Raw genomic sequence first — 23,736 nt, 5'->3', positions numbered from 1 at the left:
TTTTATAATCATGAACGTTACCAAAAAAGATTAAACGGCCTTAGCCCTTTAGAATACAGGGCTAAAGCCGCTTAGATTGTTTTTATTATTTCCACTGTCTACTTGACGGGGAGCAGTTCACTGTGGGCTGTTCTTTTTTTGTTAGGTGGAAATATCAATCTCAGAAAACTGCAGATCGACAATCTTGGGCAGCCTGAGTTCTAACACTCCATCCCGATGAGTCGCAGATGCACCCTTTCGCTTCACTGTTGCAGGCAGCACGATGGTATGCTTGTCGGAGAATTCAGGTATGTGTTCAATGATTACTTGATTTGAAGTATAAAATAGCTTCATTTGTTTAGACCAAGTATCGTTTTTCATAGGAAGCCTTACATATACGAAATCATGAGTCTCGAAGATATTGGCGTTCAGCTTGTTGGACGAGCTCTCTGTTTGAGGAGTGCTTTGCTGCTGCATTCCTTTTAACCAATCTTCAGGCTTAAACATCCCCTTCATATCTGGCTGGAGCATTTTGCCCATCATTTGCTGAACATAATTTTCGATTTCTTCCGGTTTCATCTCCAAAAACTTTTTTTGAGTATTTCTGTCGAATGGCATCATATTCCATGGAAACATTTATATCCCGCCTTTCAAGCAGTCCATATTCGATATGGATAGTATATGCAGGCGGATGCCCAGCGGTTAAAGGAAGAGTTGTTCAATTTAAAAGCTTAAAGTTGCAAAACATCCCTCTTCTTTTTAGTATAGTGATAAGTAGTCTAATGAAGATGAGGAGTACAGGGTGTGGAAAATAAAACGGCTTTAATTACCGGGGGTGCGGCCGGGATCGGAAGACGTACAGCCCAGCAGCTTGCTGCCGAAGGGGTCAATATGATCATCAATTACCGGAACAGCAAAAATGAAGCAGAGGAACTCGCTGCTTATCTGACAGAAAAGTACAATACAAGGAATATATGTATCCAAGGGGATATTACGGACTATGAGGCTTGTGGACAAATCGTTTCCCAGGCATTAAAGGAGTTCCCCGCCATTGATATAGTCGTCCATAATGCCGGTCCATATATATCAGAGAGGAAAAGAATGGGCGAATATAATATCGATGAATGGAATTACATCATAAATGGCAATTTGAACGCTGTTTTCTATTTATCGAATCTTATTATCCCGTTGATGAGAAAGCGGAAGTGGGGCAGGATCATAACAATTGGTTTTGACAGGGTAGAGTCTGCTCCAGGATGGATTTACAGGTCTGCGTTTGCTGCTGCTAAATCCGGTTTGGCGTCTTTGACCAAAACGATTGCACTGGAAGAAGCGGAGAATGGAATTACTGCAAATATGGTTTGTCCAGGAGATATCGTAGGTGAGTGGAAGGAGAAAGCAATTGAAGATTCCCTTCATACGGTCGATTCAACTGTTCCTGTAGGCAGACCGGGTACCGGACAGGATGTTTCAAGAGTAATCAGCTTCCTGGCAAACGATCAATCCGGTTTTATAACCGGCAGCATCATTCCGATAACAGGCGGTAAGGATGTTTTGGGGAAAATCTATCGGGAAAAATCTTAGACATTAGAAGTCCTGGGAAATCCAGGGCTTTTGTTGTATATGAAAAGCAACCAACCATGCAATGAATAAGGGAATGATTGCTGGGAAAGCTAATAACAAAGAAATTCAATCAGGGTGAAATTATCTAATTATTATTGCGATTTAGTTTATTCATTGAGGTGATTGAGATGGGCATTGGTTTCAATATGAATAGGATCAATCCGAACCAGACACAAATTTTTTTCGAGGACGGGCGTTATGAGACACTGACTGATGCAGAATTGGAGGCCTTCTTATCTGAAGCATCCTTACATGACCGGGAAGAAATGGATGTTACGGATCCGTTTAATTAATTGAGTCCCGCATGCTTGTCTGCAGAAGAAGAAAGCGTTTTCGCTATTAATTAAGGCGATTCGATGCTTCCGGGTATTCGAAGAAAATCATTGATCCAGAATATCGATGCAAAATAAAAACGCCCTAAAAGGGCGTTTGATGTTATGCTTCCAGCAATTGTACGGCTTCCTCATCCTGTGGAACAGTCCTCTTCAGGTAAAGGGTATATTGATCTTTAGGGATTTCATAAAGGTCATAAACCTCTTCGGCAGCATTAAGCTGTTCGTAAATATTTCTTCGAGTATCGTTTGCTTTCACAACATAAGGCAGCTTTTCTGCTGCTTTGAGGGAGCGAATATTCACTTTCCGGATCCGCATGAAAATCGTTTCAATCCCCAGTTCATAAAATAGTTCCTGGAAAAACGCATCTTTAGCGATATTATTGTAGCCCTTGCCATGATAAGGCTTGCCCAGCCAGGTGCCTAAGAACCCTGCACCTTCCTGGATGTCGAAAAGGTTGATTGTGCCGATTGGCGCTCCCCATTCGTCAAGAATCGTTCGGGATATCAGTTCACCCTGTTCCTCAGCTTCAATCGTTTGTTTTGTAATGAATACGAATTCTTCATATGAGTTTGCCTTTTGGCGCACAAAAGGGAAGACATCCGGATGCGCCATCAGCTCAAATAATTCGTGGCAATCATGAAGATCGCGTTTCTTGAGCATCTGTATCCCTCCACACAGGGCAGTCCTATCCCGTACGAATGTACTTTACGGCCACCCTCGAAATTTTTTGTAAGTTGCTAAAAAATTTCGGGGTGGGAATCGAACCCACTAGAACCAGGATACTGGTGGCGCACCATTTGCCTTCCCTAATCACTTTGCTTTATGAAATTTTATTTCCAAGAAGTATAATACAGGATATTTGCAAAAAAGCAAATAGGTTTTTTATCTTTTTTTTCTGCGATTTTTTGCCAAAAATCTACACTGAATTTCGACTATTTTTGATAAACGATTTCACCATTCACCATAGTCCAGATTGGTTTGGCACTGTAGTGGAAAGGATGTTGGTTCCACAAAACCAAATCGGCATCTTTGCCAGGCTCGATACTGCCCACAAGGTGATCAACACGCAAATTCCGCGCTGGTAAAATCGTAATGCCCTCAAGTGCTTTTTGTTCCGACAAACCTTCGCGGACGGCTATAGAAGCACAGAGATTCAGATACTGGATCGGTGTGTAGGGATGATCGGTCGTGACGGACACTTCAACACCGTGGTCCGTCAATTCCTGATAAGTTTTCCAGCTCTTATTTTTGAGTTCAACCTTCGACCGGCGTGTAAGTGTGGGGCCGACAGAAACCTTTAAATTAAGTCCTGCAAGCTCTTCAGCAATCAAGTGGCCTTCTGTACAATGCTCGATCCGCAAATCCAGGTTGAATTCTTCGGCAAATCGGATCGCTGATATTATATCATCAGCACGATGAGCATGGATCCTGACGGGAATCTCCCTTTTCAACGCTTTAATGATAGGTTGGATCCGCAAAGATTCAGGCTGGTCTGCATTCATTGCCTCATAAAAAGCTTCCCTGAGCATCCCCATTATGCCCATCCGGGTTATCGAATCTTTATTGCCCATACTATGGATGCGCTTAGGGTTTTCACCAAGAGCGATTTTGAGTCCTGCTGTTTCCTGGATGATCATATTTTTGATGTTTTTACCTGCTGTTTTAATGACGGATGTAGTTCCGCCGATCACATTCGCGCTTCCCGGCATAACATGCACAGTGGTAATCCCATATTTCAGGGCGTCGCTGAAAGCAGGATCGAGTGGATATACACCGTCAATCGCACGGACATGAGGACTCATTGGCTCAATCGTTTCATTAGCGTCATTACCGGCCCAGCCTGTACCTTCATCATAGAGACCGAGATGGGTATGGACATCAATGAATCCAGGAAGCAGGAAGTTCCCGGAGCAGTCTATAATTGCGTCCCAAGATGCTGCGGGTATATCCTTTCCGATTCTGGATATTTTTCCATTTTCAATCAAAACATCACAATTTGGTCTCTGTTCAAAAGTGATTGGAATGACATTGGCGTTTTTCAATAAAATCCTCTTCATAGTTCATCCTATCCTGTTTTTATTTTCTTGTATCTACAGAAATAAGGCTCTGTTAAACATGGCTGTTGATTTTCGTTCCAGGCGCTTCGCTTTCCGCGGGAAGAATATGAAAAAGACCAACTGCCGTCTTTTTCATAAACAATTCTTCCTCTGGGCTGGCGCTGAGCCTCCTCGTCGCTTCGCTTCTGCGGGGTCTCACCTGACCAGCTGCGCCGGCAGGACATTGTTTTGGCTTCCTTGAACCTGCCCACGCACGAAGGAAATGCGTTAGCATTTTCGAGGAGTCTACGCGCCTTCCACTAAAATCAACAGGTGATAAACCATCAGTGGGCTTTAACTGAGCCAATAATGAAAACTCTTAACAATCATTATAATGAAAAAGTTCGGTTATCATGAAACTTTTTTCCCGCTTTTTCGTACAGTTAACTATAAGGAAATCGGGAGGAATGACGAATGCCAAAAAATGACGAACGGCTCATTGCAGCAGGAATATATTTGATCAGTTTTTTCACCGCGTTTTTAGGACCGCTGATTATCTGGCTTGTAAAAAAAGATGACTCAAGCTACGTTGATTACCATGGAAGGGAATATATGAACTTTTTCATTTCTTATACAGTATATGGAATTGTCAGCGGAATTCTCGTCATCGTTTTGATTGGGTTTTTCATGTTATGGGTTATCGGGATATTAGCGATGATCTTCACGATTGTTGGGGCAATAAAAGCTTATGAAGGGCAGGAATATCGCATTCCATTCATCTTCAGGATTTTGTAATATGCATTTGACTGATCCGGCAAAAATACTGCCGGATTTTTTTTTACTTTTTTTTGAACGAATTTTTGCCTCGGCCGTCTTATGGTTGTAAAACAAATGAGGAGGTTTTAGGAATGGAATTACTTGCTGATGTAAACTGGGCACTAGTTGCACCGATAATTGTCATTCAGGTTATTTTGCTGGTTGTGGCTCTGGTGGACTTGATTAGAATAGAAAAGACGAACGGACCAAAATGGTTATGGGCAGTGGTCATATTGGTGGTAAATATCATCGGCCCGATCCTGTATTTCGTGATTGGAAGGAGAAACCAGTAATGGCCTTAGTACGTGTCGAAAATCTGGAAAAAAGCTTCAAGGATTTAAAAGTGGTCAAAGGACTGGATTTTGAACTGGAGACCGGGAGATGTGTAGCATTAATCGGTGCGAATGGAGCAGGGAAAACTACTACAATGAAAATGATTTCCGGATTACTTGAACCGACAAAAGGCAGTATCGTATTCGAGGGAGCGAAACAGGGAGATGATCACCGCCGACTCATTGGCTATCTTCCGCAGCATCCTGTTTTCCATGACTGGATGACAGCAAAGGAGTTCCTTGAATATGTAGGGAAGCTCTCAGGACTGGGAACGAAGGAAGCCAGGGAAAGGGCAGCCGTACTTCTGGAGCTCGTTGGTTTAGAGGATGCAAAGAACAGGAGGATTGGCAAGTTCTCCGGCGGAATGAAGCAGCGGCTTGGCATCGCGCAGGCAATCATCCACCGTCCCAAGCTGATCATGCTTGATGAACCTGTATCAGCACTTGACCCTTTCGGGAGAAGAGAAGTTCTTGAGCTGCTGGATAGGCTTAAGCAGGATGCGACGGTTTTGTTTTCAACCCATATCCTGAATGACGCGGAAGAGGTCTGTGAAAGCATCTTGTTCCTGCATAATGGTGTACTGATTGAATCTGGGACAATGGAAGAATTCAGGGAGAAATACCATCAGTCAAAAATTGACCTAGTATTTAACCAGGATGCCAAAGTATACCTGAATTCTATTTCGGGCAATGAAAAAATCACGTCAATCCAGATAGAAGGAAATAAGGCGAGTATATTTACGGAAGAACTTGAAGGTGTCAAAGATTTGATCCTTAGCCAGGCAGTCAAGGATGGCTGGCCGCTCACGAAATACGAAATAGGATCCATCAGCCTTGAAGATGTTTTCATGAAGGTGGTGCAAAAATGAAGCAGTGGTTCACACTATTAAATAAAGAATTCCTTGAAATGGCCAGAAACTATAAATGGATTTGGATGCCAATCGCTTTTATCTTGCTGGGAGTATTGGACCCCCTGACCACCTATTACCTGCCTGAGATAATCAGCTCGTCAGGCGGCCTTCCCGAAGGAGCGGTTTTTGAAATGCCAGAGCCTTCGCCTCAAGAAGTGTTCATCATGAGCCTGGGAGAATATCAGCTGCTAGGCGTATTATTAATTGTTCTCTCCTTTATGGGAACGATTTCGGGTGAGCGCAAAAGCGGAGTTGCCCAATTAATCCTGGTCAAACCTGTTTCGTATGTCGCCTACATCACTTCCAAATGGGCAGCAGCACTTATATTAATCATTCTATCTTTCTTCCTTGGAATGTTGGCAAGCTGGTATTATACGGGTGTTCTCTTTGAGTTTCTCCCTTTCAGCAGTCTCATGAATGCATTTGGGTTATACTCTCTATGGCTCGTGCTTGTGCTGTCTTTCTTGATTTTATGCAGTGCAGCATTCATACATCCTGGTGCAGCAGCGGTGACAGTCCTTGTAACGGTATTCATAACGACTATGATTGGCGGATCTTTTCAGCATCTGATGGAATGGAGTCCAACACAGCTCTTTTCCTATGTATCAGAGAAATTGATTAGCGATCAATGGTCTGAACATGTATGGCCGGCTTCAGGCTTGACCGTCACAATGATTATTTTATTCTTGAGCCTGGCAATCTATATTTTTAAGAAAAAGGAACTAGCGAATTAGGACTTGGTCACTGACCAGGTCTTTTTTTGACTCTTTTTATGCTAGTAGAGAAGAACTGTTTTTCATTTCCCTTTGTCGAAAAAAATCATTCAATCAATTAAAATAAATAATTCTTTCAACACATTTTGCCAATGTCATCATATAGGAAATGGAAAAAGAATGATAATAAAGGCCTAAATTCCCTTATGTATTCCTATTTTTCTTGTCGAAATCATTATATTGCCAAAGATAAATGATTGAATATAATGAAAATTAAGATAAAAAGGAGGGGTAATATGTCGACTAGAAAAAGACTTTATGCAGGAACATTGGCAGTACTGTTAGGAGCTGCGACTATTTTTAATGCAGGTGTTGGAAAAGGAGAGGCAGAAGGGAACTCAGAAAATACATACCTTGTCGTTTTTAAAGATCAACAGGGACTTCCTGCAGGCTATGCTGATGCAATCAAAAAGGCTGGCGGAAAAGTGGAAGATAAGCTGGACAAGCTTGGAGCGGTTGAAGTCACTTCGAAGAATTCCAACTTCCTGAAAGAGGTAAAAAAATCCTCCCTTGTACTCGAGGCAGGAGTCGAGAATACCGTTTATCCAGAACAAACGATTGATGGTGAAACCATTTCAGCGGAAGACTTTACTGAAGGAGCAGACATTTATAACAACTACATGTGGGATATCAAGCAGGTGACGAATGACGGAGAATCCTGGAAGCTTCCGGGCGGAACCGGATTATCTGCAGACGGGGAAGATATTGTTGTTGGTGTAATCGACACTGGGATTGATTACAACCACCCGGATCTGAAAGACAATTATGCCGGTGGGAAGTCATTCGTTCCTGGCTATGATGATCCGATCGACCAGAACAGCCATGGTACCCATGTTGCCGGCTCAATTGCCGCTAAGGGCAGGGCACTTGGCGTTGGTCCAGATCTTAAAGTGGCATCCTATCGGGTGTTCGGACCAACTGGCGGAGCAGCAACTTCCCATATTGCAGAGGCGCTGATGACCGCTGCTGATGATAATGTTGATGTTGTTAACATGTCCCTTGGAGGATATGACTGGTTCCAGGATCCTGCTTATGCAACGAAAGACATTGTTGCAGATGTACAATTGTTCAACCGTGCAATCCAGTACGCGATCAAAAACGGAGTGACGGTTGTCGGTTCAGCAGGTAACAATGCTGTCGACTTAAGCAGTCCGGGGAAATTGTCAGGGGATGACAAGGGGGCTACCCACAGAAGTCCAAGCAGCCAGACAATGATCCGTGTATCAGCTGGCGGTGCTTTGAAAAACCTTGCCTTCTACTCTAACTACGGAGTTGGTAAAATCGATGTGATGGCACCAGGGGGAGACCTTGGTCCGAACTATGATCCTTCAACAGGGGCCGGAAGAGATAATAGCTACCTTGCATGGAGTACAGTGCCAGTACTCGATGCTGATAAAAATGTCGTTGGCCACGCATATGGCGGTAAGGGCGGAACTTCAATGGCTGCACCGAAAACTGCGGCTCTTGCAGGTGTAGTAATCGCAAAGCATGGCAAAGATCAACTTACTCCTGCACAAGTAAAAGCGATCATCCAAAACTCTGCTGAAGATCTCTTCAAGCCAGGTTACGATGAAAATGCAGGACATGGTTTAATCAATGCAGTGAATGCTTTGAAATTGAAATAAGAGATTTGGACAGACAGGGCTTCCTGTCTGTTTTTTCATTCTTTCGGCATCATAGCGTCCGTTTACTAGCTTTGAACAGCTCGGCTCTTGCATTTTAATGACTCACCAGAAAAAAACCTAGCATGATTGGCCTCCTTGAATAATAGACATAGAATGAACAAGTAGATTTTCTTCAAGGAGATAATAGATATGAGTATCCGGGAGTTTTACCAGCAAAAAGCTTATTTGAATCTAAACGGTTCTATCATATCAGCCGGAATTCTTTTCGCAGCATTAACTATCAGTATGGTCTTTTCCTGGGATTTGCCTTTATTCCTTGTTTCGATTCCTTTTCTGGCTGTCAGCCTGATCTATTATATCGGTTTTATATCGTATAAAAATAAGACAGAGGTGACTAGAATACCGGTTTCCTGCTATGAGGATAAGCGGTTTTTCGGGCATAACAGCCTTCTTTTGGCTTTTGCCCCGGCACCTGCGTTAAAGATGCTTTTTTTTACTCCTGATGGCATGCTTGCTGGAGAAATGAGAGAAATCATAGTTAGGAAATACAGATGGTTCATCCCTGACTTTGCTGATAAAAGAATAAGGAAGCGGATCGGGATTTATGACTCACATGGAAGGATGCAAGCCAGCCTGGTTGAAGAGAGGAAAAGGTTGAAATTGCTGAATCAACAAGGGGAAATCATCGGTATATTTTATCCGGGAAAGAAGCATTCGGGTACTACTGGCATGGCATTTTTAAAGAACGGAAAAAAATTGAAAATCGAAGAATCATCTGGTCTGTACCAAGACATTAAGATGATCCGGGAAAAAGGGGAGGTTGCGGCCAGAATTCAAAAAGGCTGGATGCCCCTTGAGTGGACCCATTATTTTATAGAGGCAAATACACCAGTACTTGTCTTCGACTATAGTTTGAGTCAGGAAGAGCGGCTGACAGTGTTTGCTGCTCTTGCCATACGCTTTATGTATTACGATCACTAGTTTGAAATATATTCCACTTCTCAAATATTCGTTTATCCAGCCTGCTGTGAGGATAACAGATAGATAGGACCGTAAGGAGGTTGGAATATGGTAAACCAGCAATATCAGGATTGTATCCAGGCGTGTATTGAATGTATCGAAGCATGTAATGTATGTTTTGATTCCTGCCTGAAAGAAGAGAATGTGAAAATGATGGCTGAGTGCATCAGGATGGACAGAGAATGTGCAGAAATCTGCCGCATGGCAGTAACAGCGATGCAGACCAACAGCCATTTCGTTAACCAGATCTGTGGTTTATGTGCGGATCTCTGCGAAGCCTGCGGCAATGAATGCAAAAAGCATGATCATGACCATTGCCAAAAATGCGCGAAAGCATGCTTTAAATGCGCAGAAGAATGCAGGAAGATGGCATCTTAATCATGAAAGTGATCAGCAGCTATGCTGGTCATTTTTTTTGCCGTGGATTAACTAAAAAAGAGCAGTAGCAGGATTGATAAATTGCTGCACGTCAGCATGTCTATTGAACAATTCCGATATTTATGGCATCTTGTAATATAACGAAGGATTTTGGGGGCGTAAACATGTTAATTGATTTAATTAAATGCCATGGATCGAATAATGATTTCTTACTGATAGATGAAACCGACCGCAACTATAAATTTGATGATTTTAAAAGACGGGATCTCGCGTTGGCGCTATGTGACCGGGAGAACTCATTGGGGGCAGATGGAATCCTGTTCATCCGTCCCAGCAAGGTCGCGGATGCACAGTATCGCATCTTCAATTCAGACGGCACGGAAGCATCGATGTGCGGAAATGGGCTTCGCTGTGCAGGCAGGTATGTCTGTGAGAAGCTAGGAGTGGATGAAGCGGTCATTGAAACGCTGAAGGCCAATCTGCAGGTCAGGAAGCATGAAGAAATTTTCAGCGGTATTCCGACCTATCAAGTGGAAATCTCTCCTGTCACTTTCGACTTGAAGGATTTGCCTTTAAACCTTGAACAAGATATGCTCATCCAGGAGAAGATCCCGGCATTGTCAGAAGAACTAACATTCACAGCGCTGGCGGTACCTAATCCGCACTTAACAGCAGTTGTCAGCAAAGACCGGTTGGATTCTGATTTGCAGACTGAGCTAAGCGTAAAAGTGAACCAGCCAAACGATTTATTTCCTGATGGCGTGAATGTCAGCTTCATCAGGCTGCTGGAAAAGGGTAGTATTTTTGTCAGGACGTATGAGCGGGGAGTAGGCTATACGAACGCCTGTGGCACAGCCATGTCAGCCTCCACTCTTGTTACATGCCTGATGAATGAAAATGAATTGGAACAGCCGATTAATGTGTACAACAATGGCGGAATGGTACAGTGTGCAGCCCATAAGGAAGGTGATACATTCACCATTGACTTAATTGGCAACGCCACGTTTGTCTACTCCGCCCAAATTGAAGTTGATTTTAATGTTGATGGAATCCTTGAAGAGATTCTCGAACAGGAAGACTTCAATGAGGATGTACAATATGAAAAGCTGCAGGAGCATGCCAAAAAGTATCTCAGCAGATTTTAAAAAGGATAAGTATATTGATACCCTGAAAAAATCCTGAAGGCGATCTTCAGGATTTTTTCTTTTTTAATACGTCTAAAACTGGCTCGAAGTCCTGCTCGGCTTTTGCTGCAAAGTAATTTCTGAACGGGCAGCCTAATCTTTTTACGCGCTCGATGATCGCTCCCAGCTGAAAGTCTTCAATCTTCAAATCCTCAGTTACTTCGTCCCAAAAGAGCGGTGTCGCCACCCCTGCATGAGATTTTCCGCGGGCGGAATAGGGGCTGACAATCGTTTTGCCCTCTGCATGCTGGATATAATCCACATACAACCTATTGCCCCTGTTCTTCTTCAGCCTCTCGATCGTGAAAGAATCAGGGTCCTTAGAGACGAGATAGTTCGCGATAAATGCGGTGAAAAATCTTGTATCTTCATAGCTGTATTTATTTGAAGGAAGCGGTACGTAAATCTGCAGCCCTTTGTTGCCAGATGTTTTTACGAAGCTGATCAGCTTCAGTTCATCAAGAACTTCCTTAATATCAATCGCAGCTTTAATTGCCAGATGAAAATATTCCCTTGATGGCGGATCAAGATCAAAGACGATTTCCTCAGGTCCTTTGCTTTTGATAGTCTCAAAAGGAATGTGGAATTCCACGGCAATTTGGTTCCCCAGCCATAAAAGAGTCTTCATATTGTTGCAGATAATGTATTCAATGCCTTCCCATGTCGAAGTTTGTACAAACTCCGGTGCATAATCAGGAACGTTTTTTTGGTAAAAGGCTTCTCCAAACATGCCATGCGGAAAACGAATCACTGTCAAATGCCTGTCTTTAAGGAAAGGAAGCATATAAGGCGAGATTTCCCTTAAATAATGGATATAGTCAATCTTTTGGATAGGCGGATCTTCCCAAAGTGGCTTGTCAGGATGCGTGATTTCGATATCCGGGGGCAGGTTCTTTTGCTGGAGAACGAATTTATCATACGTACAGGCTGCTGGAGTTAAATCAAATCTGAATTGGTGGAAATGAGGTTCACGAAGCTGGTCCTCATAGATTTCAAGGTATTTTACCTCCAGGCAGATCGCCGGCTCCACATAGATGAATTGGTGGTCTTCTCCGCTTTTGTTCTGCTTGATGATCTGATGAAGGGCATTCTTTTCCTCCGGCTTAAAGCCAAAGATCACCAGGCCTATTTGTTGTAATTCCTGCCCTTTAGTAACCGAGATGTAAAAATAACCATTCGATTTTTCATATGCAGTCACAAAACAGGGTACATATTTCCAGTTTTTTGTTTTTATCCATGTCTCTGTACGTTTTCCTTCTTCCCATCTGCTAGTGGCCTGCTTCGCAATGATTCCCTCACCGTCATAAATGACCACCTTTTCCCATAAGCTATCCAGATTTTTCTCACTGCCGACAAGCTGTAAAAGAGACGGATGTTGAGGGCTGGGGGATTGAGGCAAACCAAGCTCATTGAATAGAGTGGTGAGCTGATCGCGCCTGTCCTGGTACCGATCACCCGCTAAACTTTTGCCTTTTATTTTAAGAAGGTCAAAAACCATCAGCCTGCAAGGATTTCTTGCTGATTCCATCTTGATTCTATCCTTGGACCTCATCCTCCCCCTGATCTGGAGGGCCCCGAAGTTCGCTTTGAACGGGTTTTCAAGTGAAACCAGTTCAGCGTCAAACGTCAGCGGTAGATATGGCACGAACTTCTCTTTATTAGCCAGCAGAAAGTCAGCGATTTCCGGGAACAAAGGCAGCAGCGCTTTCCCATTCCTGCTGGTCATTTCGATTTCATGATCCCATGTCAACAGTGCACGAAAGCCATCATATTTGACTTCATAATGCCATCCATCTCCCCGGGGCGTTTCAAATGCAAGTGTTGGGAGCATCGGTTTCAGCATTCTTCCCATCCTTTCCTCAGTCATATTTATATTGTCCCTATTTGACTGCAAACTAGTACGCTGGCAAATGTTTTTAGGGATGATTCATGAATTCTAAAGCAAATTAGTAATAAAACGATAAGGTGGAGAATGCTATGCATACAATTTGGAAAGGGAGCATCAGCTTTGGACTTGTCAATATCCCAATAAAGCTGCATGCTGCAACGGAAGATAAGGACATCAAGCTTCGGACACTTCATAAGGAATGCCACTCGCCAATTAAATACGAAAAAACATGTCCGGTTTGTGATAAAGAAGTGAGGAATGAAGACATTGTCAAAGCATATGAGTACACGAAAGGGAAGTTTGTCATCCTTGAAGAGGAAGATTTGGAAGCACTGAGGAAAGAAAACGAGGACAAGGCCGTCGAAATTATTGATTTTGTAAAAATGTCCGAGATCGATCCGATTTACTATCAGCGAAGCTATTTCATCTCGCCTAATGAAAGCGGCGGAAAAGCTTATTCCTTGTTAAGGAAGGCACTTGAGGAATCCCAGAAGGTGGGCATTGCGAAAATCATGATCCGCGCTAAGGAGCAGCTGGCTGTAATCAGGGTATATGATAACACACTGGTCATGGAAACGATTCATTTCCCCGATGAAGTCAGAAAAACCGTTGATGTACCAAACGTCCCTGCAGATGACAAGGTGACCGAAAAAGAACTGGAAACGGCCATCATGCTCATTGATCAGCTGACCACCGAATTTGAACCGGATAAATATAAAGACGATTATCGGACAGCCTTATTAGAATTGATCGAAGCGAAGCGCACCGGCAAAGAGCTGGTTACACCAACAGAAAAAGAGCCAGTCTCCAATGTGACAGATCTTATGGCAGCGTTGCAGGCTTCTATTGACCGCACGAAGCCTGAGAAAAAGAAAGAACCTGCAGCTCCAAAGAAAAAGAAGACAGCCGCTAAACCAAAGGCTAAGGAAAAGAAACAAGCCTGACACCAAGCATGATTACCAATTGATCATTTAAACCGGCCTCCTTTTATGTGGCCGGTTTTTAACATAAAAAACACTTTGAAAAAGGAGAATCCCCGTTTAAGGAAGAATAAAACTATTAAGAAAGAGGGGGTATTCAGATGAAGAAGGTACTTGTCCTGGGAGGAACCCAGTATTTTGGCAAAAAATTGGTCCGGAAACTGGTCGATCAAGGTGATGAGGTTACCATTGCTACAAGAGGCACAAAAGCCGATCCATTTGGTGATAAAGTGAACCGGATCGTGATCGATCGGGAGAAGAAAGAGACGCTGGCAAAAGCCTTGAAAGGGAAAGAATTCGACCTGGTCTATGACCAATCATGTTTTTCTCCATGGGAAGCCAGGGATACAACAGAATTATTAAATGGAAAGGTGGGCCGATACATTTTCACTTCGACACAGGCTGTCTATGAATTCGGTACACTCCATAAGGAAGAGGACTTCAATGCACATACATATTCAATCATGTACAAAGGCCGCAGGGAGTATCCTGGTTATGAGGGCTACAAAGAGGCGAAGCGTGCCTCTGAAGCAGTTTTCCACCAGCTTGGACAATTTGAAACCGTCTCTTCACGGTTCCCGATTGTCGTTTCTGCAGACGATTACACGGAGCGATTGAAATTCCATGTTGATAAAGTACTTTCAGGTGAATCAATTGGTATACCAAAACCAGGGATGCGCTACAGTTTTATCGAGGCAGAGGAAGCGGCTGATTTTCTGATGGAAATCGGTAAGTCAGACTATACGGGTCCAATCAATCCGGGATCGGCAGGAGACATCAGTCTGCAGGAACTGGTTGATAAAATCGAGTTGCTGACAGGAAAAAAAGCAATCATTGAAGAAAATCCACATTCAGGCAGTATGTCGCCATATGCTTTGCCTGGTTCATGGTCGATTGACACGTCACTGGCAGAAGGACTGGGTTACAGATTTACGGACCTTCATAGTCTTCTGGATATGTTAATCAAGCATTATTTAAAAGCGTATGGTAAGATAAGCGAATGAAAACTGACGAATAGGGAAAGGAGAGAAACATGGCTGTTAAAATCACCCCGACGGGAGAGCAATTGATTCTTAAGCAAATAGCCAGTCTCGAGCAGGAATTAAAGCAAGTTCGCATCGAAAAGAATATTGCTTTCAATGCTTGCGGTGATGATAAACTGGCCAATCCCAATTTCCATAAGTTAGAGCAAGATGAGCAGATACTGGTGGACCGCCTGCACGAAGTTCAACAAATATACAAATCTGCAGAGTTCATTAACATCAGCGAGAGAAATACAGAAGTGGTTGAAATCGGATCAATTGTTAAGTGTTTGTTCGAGTATCAAGATGATCCAGAAGAAGAAACCTATGAAATCGTCGGATATGGCGAATCAAATATCGATGAAAATAAAATTTATTATGATGCTCCCGTCGCCAAGAAATTGATCGGCTTAAAACCGGGTGAGGAAACGATTCTCTCCGTTCCATCTGGCCAAATCAAATGCTGTGTTTTAGGGCTTTATCGCACCTGGGATGAAGCATCAAAATAAACCAATCCTTTTGCTCTTCGCAAAATTTGAATCTATAGAAACATCCCGGATTTTATTTAGTCCGGGATTTTTTAATGAGGATTGATTTGTTTTTTACGATTAGCCTGTTTCACTATAAAGATATGTTTCATGGTGAATTATTGAAGGTTATTCACTGGCGGCTGTCTAATTATATATAAAAGGACAGATAAGATGAGTTGAAATTGGACATAGGGGGGCTGACAGATGGAAAAGAAAAATAAATGGAAACTCATGATTTTACCTGCCAGTCTGTTCTTGCTGGCTTTCGGATTGTATGCGGGTTATTCAATGTGGGAAAGTGGGAGCGGCAATCCTATTATGAACAGCAGCAATACAAGCGATCAGGGAAAGGGACAGACTGTTGCGGTATTCCAGGATAACACAGATAACACTGGCTACTCATCTGTCGGAGTGTTTATTTCTGATTTTCATAAAAAGTATAATGATAACCTTGGCTGGGGTAGGATTGACAAAGTGGACTGGGAAGAACAAAGGAAGATCGCTGGGGAAATCATATCAGTTATGTCCACGGTAGAAACTGAAAATGCCTCACTTCAATCTGATTTTGAATCCATCGCCAACTATTCAAAAACAATCAAGGACGGCAGTAAAGATAAAAAGGTTTTGCTTCAGCTTCACCGTTTCTTTCATGACCTTGATATTGAGGTCAATGAGTATAACGACACGAATGATTATTTTAATGTAACCAAGTACAAAGGTTAAACCGATTCATAGAGGGTAACATAACAGGGGTAAGCAGTAGGGAGGAGTGTGTTCGCCCATGAAAGTTGTTGTCGTTTCCGACACTCATATGCCTAAGAAGGCGAAGCAGCTGCCGATGATCCTGAAGCGTGACCTGGAAGATTGTGATTACATCATCCATGCCGGAGACTGGCAGACAGTCGAACTTTATCATCAGCTGCAACAGTATGCACCAATCATTGGGGTGACCGGCAATGTAGATGGTCCTGAACTTAAAAGCCTTCTTAATTTAAAAGAAGTATTCCTCGCAGGGGATTTTCGCATCGGGATTGTCCATGGTTACGGCACAGGGAAAACGACTGAAAAAAGGGCAATAGATGCTTTTGCCGATGATCCCGTTGATTGCATCATCTATGGTCATTCACATATTCCCGTCTTAAAAGAAAATAACGGAGTAGTCATCTTCAATCCGGGTTCTCCAACAGATAAAAGAAGACAGAAGGAATTTTCCTATGGTATCCTGACAATTGGGGAAAGAATCGAAGGAAAGCATATCTTTTTCAAAGATCCGCAATAAAATTTACATAAGGATGGAGTGTTATTCTTCTTGAAAACATTTGATGTGAAATTTCATGCAGAAGACCAGGTTGAAACAATGAAGGTCCAAAAATTGAGCAGCGAGGATTACGAACAAGCGACCGAGGGGGGCACGCGCCATCTATTCGACTTGGACACAAATATAGGATTTTTTGTTTTTTTTGATGCAGAGGATAAGGATGGAAAGGAATACTATCTAATGCTTCAATATGAGGAGAACAGCGAAGAACCCTCCAATTGCTACGGGTTCGCCCTTAAGGATTTCTACGAATTTTCGGCATTGTACCTGAATGACCTGGAATTCACCGAAGAACTGAACGAAGAAGAGGGAGAACTTGGCCCTGTTCAGCATCTTGCCCATCTTCTTTTTCATATCGTCGAGGAAGGCAAGTCAGTAGAGGTGTAAAAATAATTAAAACAAAGAGCAGGGTGCTCCTGCTCTTCGTTTCGTTTATTCCTGTTCGTTTTCTTCATCAGCTTGCACCTGCTGTTCGCAATATGCTTTGACCAACTCTGTTTCATCATCTTCAAGTTCAAAATCGAGAACCTTCTCAGTTCCCCGTTCAATGAAGTAGCTTTGGAGAATTCGGCTGTTGTTCTCTTCCACAAGGAACAGCACCTTTAAAAGCAGCCCTTTATCTGAAAAAAGCTCATCGTCTTCATCCACCTCAATATTTAAAAAATACTCATATCTGTCCCCTGTCAGAAGACCAAATGGATCTTCAAGGAGTTCAACGGTATGTCCGGTAATCTTCATGCATGTCTCATCCTTTTGATTTTGTCCTTTCTATTATATATCGAAATACCCTTAAAGAATCAAGGAATATACCGAAAAACTCCCATTACAGCCAAGATCAGATGAATAACTTCAGCCCCTGGTAACCAAAATACAGCGCAAATCCAATCAGGGAAATCCCTGAAATGAGAGAAATTAAAGTCAGCAGCCGTGTAGTGAGGAGATTACGGAAGCTGCTCGAAATTGCGGCCATCACAATATCCCAAAGGATAAGTCCCAGGATGATGCCAAAACTGTAAAGTACAAGTTCGCCAGTTCCATAAGAGGAAGCAGTTTTGGCCAGGACAGAGCCGTAAATTCCTAACCAGAATAAAATGGTCAGCGGATTTGAGATAGACATAAAGAACCCGGAGATAAAAGACTTCAGACCTGAGTCTCCCTCTCTGCGATCCATCATGATTTTCCCTGAATTGAAAATCGTCTCGATGCCTGTATACAGCAGGACAAAAAATCCGAACAGCCAGAGGAAGGACTGCATGAATGGAGTTTCGAGATACTTTACAACCCCAAGATAGACAGTAAGCATATAAATAATATCAGCCGTCAAAGCACCCAGGCCAAGAAGCCAGGCCTGTACAAAGCCGCTCTTGATGCCTTTGTCCATCTGTGCGGCATTGACAGGTCCAATAGGCGCTGCGAGTGACAGGCCAAGGAATATGTAACCCAAAAAGACATTCAATTTTAAGAAACCCCCAAACCTCGATGTGCTTGTACTATTTCTATTCAGCCGGCAGAGAGTGTACAACCTTTATTTAGAAAAATAAAATAAAATTTTGCCTGTTCAAATAAAAAAAGGGGGAAATGAATATACTATTTATTGTTGTTCAGGAACAACTGATGTGTCACTTTTGGTAAAAATAAGAAAGTGTGGTAAAATGGAATAGATATCAACTTTCGGACCATTCATTTATTATAAAAAGGTTCAATTGCCGGCTTTTTATAATAAATGAATTTTTTTATCAATCGACGGATGATAAGGTCTTTCTCAAATCTTAGCAGCCAGATTATTCGAAGGATTCCGAATCCTGGAAACATGCTGAAGGAGATGGATCAAAGAGAGAAGACCGGACTAATACGATAGGAGCGTGAGGAATTTGGCATTTGGAAGAAAACCGCCTGAAGAAATCGTCACTGCAGAAACGAAAATATGGGTATGTACTTCTGATGATTGCAATTGCTGGGTTCGTGACAACTTTAAAAGCAGCAATGTCCCCGCTTGCCCGATTTGCAAAAGTGATATGGAGGAAACGACCAAGGTACTTGAAGTGGTCAACAACCATAGTCAAAATCTAATCGGTTAAAAAATGGTGCAAACAGCCTGGATGAGAATCCAGGCTGTTATTTATTTTGGAAGTTAGTATATTCGAAAAAAAGCTAAGAACTGAGACCAAGGTGCCAGGAAAACGCCTTTATTTTGACAGGTTTGCAGAGAGAGAAGCTAAAGCTGTCAAGAAAGCCCCTGTAATTTGACAGGTTTGCAGCAAGTGAAACAAAAGCTGTTAAAAACCCTCCTGCATTGGGGTCGGCCAATGCCGTATCAAATTCCACACAATCCAGCTTTATTCAAAACTGGTTAAAGGCACAAAAAAAGTGCCCTGTTAAAAGGCACCTTTTCTGTATGCGGATGAGAGGACTTGAACCTCCACGGTGTTGCCACCACTAGAACCTGAATCTAGCGCGTCTGCCGATTCCGCCACACCCGCGAATTAGTTATAAAAGAATTATATCATAAAAATGATGGATTTCAATTTAAATTTTTAGGAAACCTGGTACAAGTTGTATTATTTTACAATCTCCCCACATAAAATTTACAAAATTTCTGTGTGCTGGAGGACGATAAGTTGAGCATCAGTTTGCTTGCAAGCTTTATTTTTTTGGGACTGACCCTTGCTGCGCCCATTGGGCCGGTCAATTCAGCCAGGCTGGATAAGGGGATCAAGAATGGGTTCTGGCATGCGTGGATTGTCGGTACTGGCTCGATGATGGCTGATGCTATTTTTATGGTTCTCATCTATCTTGGCCTTGTGAATTTTTTGGACATGCCAATTATTCAAATTTTTTTGTGGCTTTTCGGCGGTTTCGTGCTCATTTATTCAGGCATTGAAGGCATGGTGAGGGCAAAGGACATCCATCTTGCCTTTAGCAGGGGGAGAGAGTCTTTGTTTAAATGTTTTCTCACGGGATTCCTCATGTCGATCAGCAGTCCTTTATCCATACTTTTTTGGCTGGGTATTTATGGATCTGTACTGGCAAAGACGGCAAGTAATTATGGCCGTACTGACTTATTGATATACAGCAGCATGATTTTCATTGGACTAGCACTGTGGGATGTATTTGTGGCAGCCATTACAACCGGATTCAGGCGATTTTTGAACTATCACAGCTTAAGGATGATTTCAATATTATCAGGACTTTCATTATTCGGGTTTGGCTTATACTTTGCTTACCAGGGCATTAAAGCTTTATTTTAATAAAATAATATGCTTAAAACCTCTTTTAAAAGAGGTTTTTTTTTCGGAAACATTCAAAACCAGTCATTTTATGAGTGCGTTTGAATAATTTTGATTGGTTTTGAAAGAAAATGATTGATTTTTGTAATCGATTACATTATGATAAATTTACGAAGCAAATTAGGAGGAATGGCTCATGTTAACGCCTGAGCGCCACCAGCTCATTTTACAATTAATCAAAGAAAAACCGATTGTCAAAATCCAAGATCTTGTTGATTTAACAGAAGCTTCTGAGTCCACCATCCGAAGGGACCTGACAGTACTTGAGGAAGGGAAATTCCTGAAGAGGGTGCATGGCGGTGCTGCAAGGCTGAAGGGGAAACTTCAGGAACCGAGCATGATCGAAAAATCTTCCAAAAACCTTCAGGAAAAAAGGCGAATCGCTCAATATGCTGCAAGTCTGGTAGAAGAAGGCGACAGCATTTATCTTGATGCAGGTTCGACGATTCAGGAAATGATCGCTTTCCTGCCTGCAAAGGATATCGTAGTTGTCACGAACGGATTGATGCATTTGCCGACATTGATGGAAAGGCAAATCGAAACATATGTCATCGGAGGCTATGCTAAGCCGAAAACAAATGCAGTGATTGGCCGAGGAGCATTGGCAAGTCTTGAACAATACCGTTTCGATAAATGCTTCCTCGGAGTCAATGGCATCCATCCTCATTCAGGGTTTACAACACCTGACCAGGAGGAAGCGATGATCAAATCCAAAGCGATTTCCTTATCGCGCGAAGCTTATGTGCTAGCGGATGACAGTAAATTCTCAGAAATCACTTTTGCTAAAATAGCCGATTTACATGAAGCGGCAGTTATCACGAATATTCTTGAAGAAGAGACCAAAGGACAATATACCAGCAAAACTTCCATAAAGGTTGTGACACCATGATCTATACACTGACACTGAATCCATCTGTGGATTATATCGTCGAAACAGGTGAGATTGTACTGGGAACTTTGAACAGGACTTCCCATGAAACAAAACTTCCAGGCGGAAAAGGCATCAATGTCTCAAGAGTCCTCCGCTCACTTGGGGTTGAAAGCAAGGCAACTGGTTTTCTAGGGGGCTTTACAGGCAAATACGTCGAAGAGTTCCTTAACAGGGAAGGCGTATATACAGGCTTTGTCAAAGTCGAGGAAGATACAAGGATCAATATCAAACTGAAGGCTGGAAAGGAAACTGAAATCAATGCACGGGGACCGGAAATTTCCTTTCTGGCAATCGGGTTATTGAAAGAACAAATGCAACAACTTGGAAAAGGAGATTTTCTGATCCTCGCTGGAAGCATCCCATCAAGCATGCCACAAACGATTTATCAGGATATCGTCCAGGTCTGCAAAGGAACAGGGGCAGAAGTGATCATTGATGCAGAAGGAGATTTGCTCAAAACCGTGCTGGGATATCAGCCTTTCCTGATAAAACCAAACCATCACGAATTGGGGCAGTTTTTCGACAGAGAGATATCAGGAGTGGCGGATGCCATTCAGTATGGAAAAAAACTCGTGGAGGCAGGAGCAAAAAATGTCATTGTTTCTCTTGCTGAAAAGGGTGCTGTCTATATCAATGAAACGGATGCCTTTCATGCGAGCGTTCCACAAGGGGAAGTGAAAAGCTCTGTGGGAGCCGGGGATTCGATGGTGGCAGGCTTCCTGGCACAGTATTTGAAAACCGGTGACACCAAAGAAGCATTCCGCTTCAGTGTGGCATCAGGCAGTGCAACTGCATTTTCAATCGGCCTTTGCACACCTGAAAAAATAGAGACACTTCTTCCAGAAGTAAAAATTCAAGATTACCAGTGAGGGGGAGAACAATGAGAATCACAGAATTGCTGACAAGAGAAACGATTCTTTTATCAATGGAGTCCAAATCAAAGCTCGATGCTGTCAATGAGCTTGTAGAAGTACTTGGAGCAGCGGGGAAAATCACGGATCGAGAGGTATTCACCGAAGCGATTTTAAATCGCGAAAAACAAAGCACGACTGGTGTTGGGGATGGGATTGCAATTCCCCACGCCAAAACACGAGTTGTAAAAAATGCTGCCATCGTTTTTGGACGCTCAGAGTCAGGAATCGACTATGACTCCCTTGATGGGCAGCCAGCGCATTTATTTTTCATGATTGCAGCCCCTGAAGGAGCGAATAACACGCATCTTGAAGCACTGGCACGGCTATCAACCATCTTAATGAAGGCGGATGCGCGTGAGAAGCTGATGGCTGCTAAGTCAGCAGATGAAGTCATTGAGGTCATCAACAGTTATGATCAGGAAGAAAAAGAAGAGGAATCTGTTGGGGGAAGTAGAAAATTCATCATCGCTGTTACGGCATGCCCAACGGGAATTGCCCACACATACATGGCAGCGGATTCGTTAAAAGCGAAAGCGGCTGAAATGGGCGTGGACATCAAGGTAGAAACGAACGGATCAGGAGGAGCGAAAAATATCCTCACGACAGAAGACATAGAAAAGGCTGAGGCTGTCATTATTGCTGCCGATACCAAGGTTGATATGGAAAGGTTCGCAGGCAAACCATTGATCGATGTACCGGTTGCCGACGGAATCCGCAGACCAAAAGACCTGATTGAACAAGCGGTTAAGAAGGATGCGCCACTTTACAAGTCGACAGGCAATGCGCCGACAGAAAAGAAAGAAAGCCGTGGCGGAATCTATAAGCATTTGATGAATGGCGTGTCAAATATGCTTCCTTTCGTTGTCGGAGGCGGTATCCTGATCGCAATCTCTTTCATGTTTGGCTATAATGCCTTCAATCCAGAGGATCCATCTTATCATCCAATTGCGAAAGCGCTGATGGATATCGGCGGAGGAGCTGGAGCATTTGGATTGCTGGTGCCGATTCTCGCTGGTTTCATCGCTTTAAGCATTGCTGACAGACCTGGATTTGCCCCTGGTATGGTTGGCGGCGTGCTTGCAGCAACTGGCGGCGGAGGCTTCCTTGGCGGTTTGGTCGCTGGATTCCTTGCAGGATATCTTGTACTTGGGCTTAAGAAATTATTCTCAAGTCTGCCAGCTTCACTGGAAGGGATAAAAACAATCCTCTTGTATCCATTGTTTGGTATTGCTTTAACAGGATTTATCATGTTATTCCTTGTTAATAAACCGGTAGGTGCCTTGAATCAGGCAATTACTGACTGGTTGTCAGGCTTAGGGACCGGCAATGCTGTATTGCTTGGAATTGTCCTTGGTTTAATGATGGCATTCGACATGGGCGGTCCAGTGAATAAGGCAGCCTATGTTTTCGGAACAGGTTTGCTTGCGAACGGTGTATATGAGCCAATGGCTGCCATCATGGCTGCTGGAATGGTCCCTCCTTTAGGGATCGCACTCGCGACTACATTCTTTAAAGGCAAATTCTCCAAAGAAGATCAGGATGCCGGAAAAGCGAATTACATCATGGGACTTTCCTTCATCACAGAAGGTGCCATCCCATTTGCGGCTGCGGATCCTCTCCGTGTGATTCCATCCGCAATGGCTGGGGCTGCAGTAGCCGGCGGATTGTCAATGATGTTCAATATCGGTCTTAGAGCTCCACACGGCGGTTTGTTCGTCGTACCGCTTGTTGATGGCGGATGGCTGTTGTACCTGGCTGCGATTGTAATAGGATCTGCTGTTACAGCGATCTTGCTTGGTTTACTGAAGAAGCCGGTAACAAGATAATAGAAGGCCTGCAGATTTTGCATCTGC

At 43.1% G+C, this 23,736-nt stretch carries 29 protein-coding genes and 1 tRNA gene; 22 read left to right on the top strand and 8 right to left on the bottom strand.

Annotated features, from left to right (window positions below; all coding sequences use genetic code 11):
- A partial coding sequence (locus ACNAZ4_RS17590; RefSeq protein ID WP_415813528.1) for an IS3 family transposase occupies positions 1-75 on the top strand: 75 nt, incomplete at its 5' end.
- Between the two features lie 66 nt (positions 76-141).
- On the opposite strand, the gene ACNAZ4_RS17585 is transcribed toward ACNAZ4_RS17590, so the two are convergent.
- Entirely contained in the window at positions 142-615 is a 474-nt protein-coding gene (locus ACNAZ4_RS17585; protein WP_415816476.1) for an Hsp20/alpha crystallin family protein, read from the bottom strand.
- Positions 616-783: 168 nt separating this feature from the next.
- On the opposite strand from ACNAZ4_RS17585, the gene ACNAZ4_RS17580 reads away from it, so the two are divergent.
- Both ACNAZ4_RS17580 and ACNAZ4_RS17575 read left to right on the top strand, forming a co-directional pair.
- Entirely contained in the window at positions 784-1,563 is a 780-nt protein-coding gene (locus ACNAZ4_RS17580; protein ID WP_415816474.1) for an SDR family oxidoreductase, read from the top strand.
- 167 nt (positions 1,564-1,730) lie between these two features.
- Complete coding sequence (locus ACNAZ4_RS17575) at positions 1,731-1,895, top strand: hypothetical protein (protein WP_415816472.1); 165 nt, start codon at positions 1,731-1,733, stop codon at positions 1,893-1,895.
- 142 nt (positions 1,896-2,037) lie between these two features.
- On the opposite strand, the gene ACNAZ4_RS17570 is transcribed toward ACNAZ4_RS17575, so the two are convergent.
- From ACNAZ4_RS17570 to ACNAZ4_RS17560, 3 genes are all read right to left on the bottom strand, one after another.
- Complete coding sequence (locus ACNAZ4_RS17570) at positions 2,038-2,598, bottom strand: GNAT family N-acetyltransferase (protein ID WP_415816470.1); 561 nt, start codon at positions 2,596-2,598, stop codon at positions 2,038-2,040.
- A gap of 272 nt (positions 2,599-2,870) precedes the next feature.
- A complete protein-coding gene (locus tag ACNAZ4_RS17565) occupies positions 2,871-3,995 on the bottom strand; it encodes an amidohydrolase (protein ID WP_415816468.1) in 1,125 nt (374 codons plus the stop codon).
- Between the two features lie 52 nt (positions 3,996-4,047).
- Positions 4,048-4,341 carry a hypothetical protein gene (locus ACNAZ4_RS17560; RefSeq protein WP_415816466.1) on the bottom strand — a complete coding sequence of 98 codons (294 nt, stop codon included), beginning with the start codon at positions 4,339-4,341 and terminating at the stop codon, positions 4,048-4,050.
- Between the two features lie 107 nt (positions 4,342-4,448).
- On the opposite strand from ACNAZ4_RS17560, the gene ACNAZ4_RS17555 reads away from it, so the two are divergent.
- The 8 genes from ACNAZ4_RS17555 (at position 4,449) to dapF (ending at position 10,974) form a co-directional block, all read left to right on the top strand.
- Positions 4,449-4,769: a DUF4870 domain-containing protein gene (locus ACNAZ4_RS17555; RefSeq protein WP_415816464.1), complete on the top strand. Its 321-nt coding sequence runs from the start codon at positions 4,449-4,451 to the stop codon at positions 4,767-4,769.
- Positions 4,770-4,882: 113 nt separating this feature from the next.
- Positions 4,883-5,083: a PLD nuclease N-terminal domain-containing protein gene (locus tag ACNAZ4_RS17550; protein ID WP_415816462.1), complete on the top strand. Its 201-nt coding sequence runs from the start codon at positions 4,883-4,885 to the stop codon at positions 5,081-5,083.
- Positions 5,083-5,991, top strand: a complete 909-nt coding sequence (locus ACNAZ4_RS17545; protein ID WP_415816460.1) for an ABC transporter ATP-binding protein — start codon at positions 5,083-5,085, stop codon at positions 5,989-5,991. The genes ACNAZ4_RS17550 and ACNAZ4_RS17545 overlap by 1 nt, the downstream gene beginning before the upstream one ends.
- A complete protein-coding gene (locus tag ACNAZ4_RS17540; RefSeq protein WP_415816458.1) occupies positions 5,988-6,767 on the top strand; it encodes an ABC transporter permease in 780 nt (259 codons plus the stop codon). Before ACNAZ4_RS17545 ends, ACNAZ4_RS17540 begins: the two co-directional genes overlap by 4 nt.
- A 275-nt stretch (positions 6,768-7,042) precedes the next feature.
- Entirely contained in the window at positions 7,043-8,431 is a 1,389-nt protein-coding gene (locus tag ACNAZ4_RS17535; RefSeq protein WP_415816456.1) for a S8 family peptidase, read from the top strand.
- 189 nt (positions 8,432-8,620) lie between these two features.
- Positions 8,621-9,412, top strand: a complete 792-nt coding sequence (locus ACNAZ4_RS17530; RefSeq protein ID WP_415816454.1) for a hypothetical protein — start codon at positions 8,621-8,623, stop codon at positions 9,410-9,412.
- An 87-nt stretch (positions 9,413-9,499) separates the two neighbouring features.
- Positions 9,500-9,829, top strand: a complete 330-nt coding sequence (locus ACNAZ4_RS17525) for a four-helix bundle copper-binding protein (protein ID WP_415816452.1) — start codon at positions 9,500-9,502, stop codon at positions 9,827-9,829.
- A gap of 164 nt (positions 9,830-9,993) precedes the next feature.
- Positions 9,994-10,974, top strand: a complete 981-nt coding sequence (gene dapF, locus ACNAZ4_RS17520; RefSeq protein WP_415816450.1) for a diaminopimelate epimerase — start codon at positions 9,994-9,996, stop codon at positions 10,972-10,974.
- A 46-nt stretch (positions 10,975-11,020) separates the two neighbouring features.
- Here dapF and ACNAZ4_RS17515 read toward each other — a convergent pair whose 3' ends face one another.
- Positions 11,021-12,853, bottom strand: a complete 1,833-nt coding sequence (locus tag ACNAZ4_RS17515; RefSeq protein ID WP_462937936.1) for a DNA ligase D — start codon at positions 12,851-12,853, stop codon at positions 11,021-11,023.
- Between the two features lie 137 nt (positions 12,854-12,990).
- Between ACNAZ4_RS17515 and ku the strand changes: the two genes are divergently transcribed.
- The 6 genes from ku to ACNAZ4_RS17485 all read left to right on the top strand — a co-directional run bounded on the left by ku (position 12,991) and on the right by ACNAZ4_RS17485 (position 17,138).
- Positions 12,991-13,845 carry a non-homologous end joining protein Ku gene (ku, locus tag ACNAZ4_RS17510; protein ID WP_415816446.1) on the top strand — a complete coding sequence of 285 codons (855 nt, stop codon included), beginning with the start codon at positions 12,991-12,993 and terminating at the stop codon, positions 13,843-13,845.
- Positions 13,846-13,982: 137 nt separating this feature from the next.
- Positions 13,983-14,885 (top strand): NAD-dependent epimerase/dehydratase family protein, encoded by a 903-nt coding sequence (locus ACNAZ4_RS17505; protein ID WP_415816444.1) that lies wholly within the window; start codon positions 13,983-13,985, stop codon positions 14,883-14,885.
- Positions 14,886-14,914: 29 nt separating this feature from the next.
- A complete protein-coding gene (locus ACNAZ4_RS17500; protein ID WP_415816442.1) occupies positions 14,915-15,412 on the top strand; it encodes a GreA/GreB family elongation factor in 498 nt (165 codons plus the stop codon).
- A gap of 225 nt (positions 15,413-15,637) precedes the next feature.
- Complete coding sequence (locus ACNAZ4_RS17495; protein WP_415816440.1) at positions 15,638-16,156, top strand: hypothetical protein; 519 nt, start codon at positions 15,638-15,640, stop codon at positions 16,154-16,156.
- A 58-nt stretch (positions 16,157-16,214) separates the two neighbouring features.
- Positions 16,215-16,712 carry a metallophosphoesterase family protein gene (locus tag ACNAZ4_RS17490; protein ID WP_415816438.1) on the top strand — a complete coding sequence of 166 codons (498 nt, stop codon included), beginning with the start codon at positions 16,215-16,217 and terminating at the stop codon, positions 16,710-16,712.
- 30 nt (positions 16,713-16,742) lie between these two features.
- Entirely contained in the window at positions 16,743-17,138 is a 396-nt protein-coding gene (locus ACNAZ4_RS17485) for a cytosolic protein (RefSeq protein WP_415816437.1), read from the top strand.
- Between the two features lie 45 nt (positions 17,139-17,183).
- On the opposite strand, the gene ACNAZ4_RS17480 is transcribed toward ACNAZ4_RS17485, so the two are convergent.
- Together ACNAZ4_RS17480 and ACNAZ4_RS17475 are read right to left on the bottom strand one after the other, a co-directional pair.
- On the bottom strand, positions 17,184-17,489 hold the full coding sequence (locus ACNAZ4_RS17480) for a DUF6509 family protein (protein WP_415816435.1): 306 nt from the start codon (positions 17,487-17,489) through the stop codon (positions 17,184-17,186).
- A gap of 97 nt (positions 17,490-17,586) precedes the next feature.
- A complete protein-coding gene (locus ACNAZ4_RS17475; RefSeq protein WP_415816433.1) occupies positions 17,587-18,207 on the bottom strand; it encodes a LysE family transporter in 621 nt (206 codons plus the stop codon).
- 415 nt (positions 18,208-18,622) lie between these two features.
- Between ACNAZ4_RS17475 and ACNAZ4_RS17470 the strand changes: the two genes are divergently transcribed.
- A complete protein-coding gene (locus ACNAZ4_RS17470) occupies positions 18,623-18,829 on the top strand; it encodes a cold-shock protein (protein ID WP_144479781.1) in 207 nt (68 codons plus the stop codon).
- Positions 18,830-19,147: 318 nt separating this feature from the next.
- Here ACNAZ4_RS17470 and ACNAZ4_RS17465 read toward each other — a convergent pair.
- Positions 19,148-19,231, bottom strand: a tRNA-Leu gene (locus ACNAZ4_RS17465).
- A 138-nt stretch (positions 19,232-19,369) separates the two neighbouring features.
- Here ACNAZ4_RS17465 and ACNAZ4_RS17460 point away from each other — a divergent pair.
- From ACNAZ4_RS17460 to ACNAZ4_RS17445, 4 genes are all read left to right on the top strand, one after another.
- Positions 19,370-19,999, top strand: a complete 630-nt coding sequence (locus ACNAZ4_RS17460; RefSeq protein ID WP_415816431.1) for a LysE family transporter — start codon at positions 19,370-19,372, stop codon at positions 19,997-19,999.
- A gap of 175 nt (positions 20,000-20,174) precedes the next feature.
- Complete coding sequence (locus ACNAZ4_RS17455; protein ID WP_415816429.1) at positions 20,175-20,927, top strand: DeoR/GlpR family DNA-binding transcription regulator; 753 nt, start codon at positions 20,175-20,177, stop codon at positions 20,925-20,927.
- Positions 20,924-21,838, top strand: coding sequence for a 1-phosphofructokinase (pfkB, locus tag ACNAZ4_RS17450; protein WP_415816427.1), 915 nt, complete (start codon positions 20,924-20,926; stop codon positions 21,836-21,838). Before ACNAZ4_RS17455 ends, pfkB begins: the two co-directional genes overlap by 4 nt.
- 11 nt (positions 21,839-21,849) lie before the next feature.
- A complete protein-coding gene (locus ACNAZ4_RS17445; protein WP_415816425.1) occupies positions 21,850-23,709 on the top strand; it encodes a PTS fructose transporter subunit IIABC in 1,860 nt (619 codons plus the stop codon).
- Positions 23,710-23,736: the final 27 nt, after the last annotated feature.

It is taken from the genome of Mesobacillus thioparans, from assembly GCF_965138835.1.
GTDB lineage: Bacteria > Bacillota > Bacilli > Bacillales > Cytobacillaceae > Mesobacillus > Mesobacillus thioparans.
This window is presented reverse-complemented; position numbering and strand designations above follow the sequence as displayed.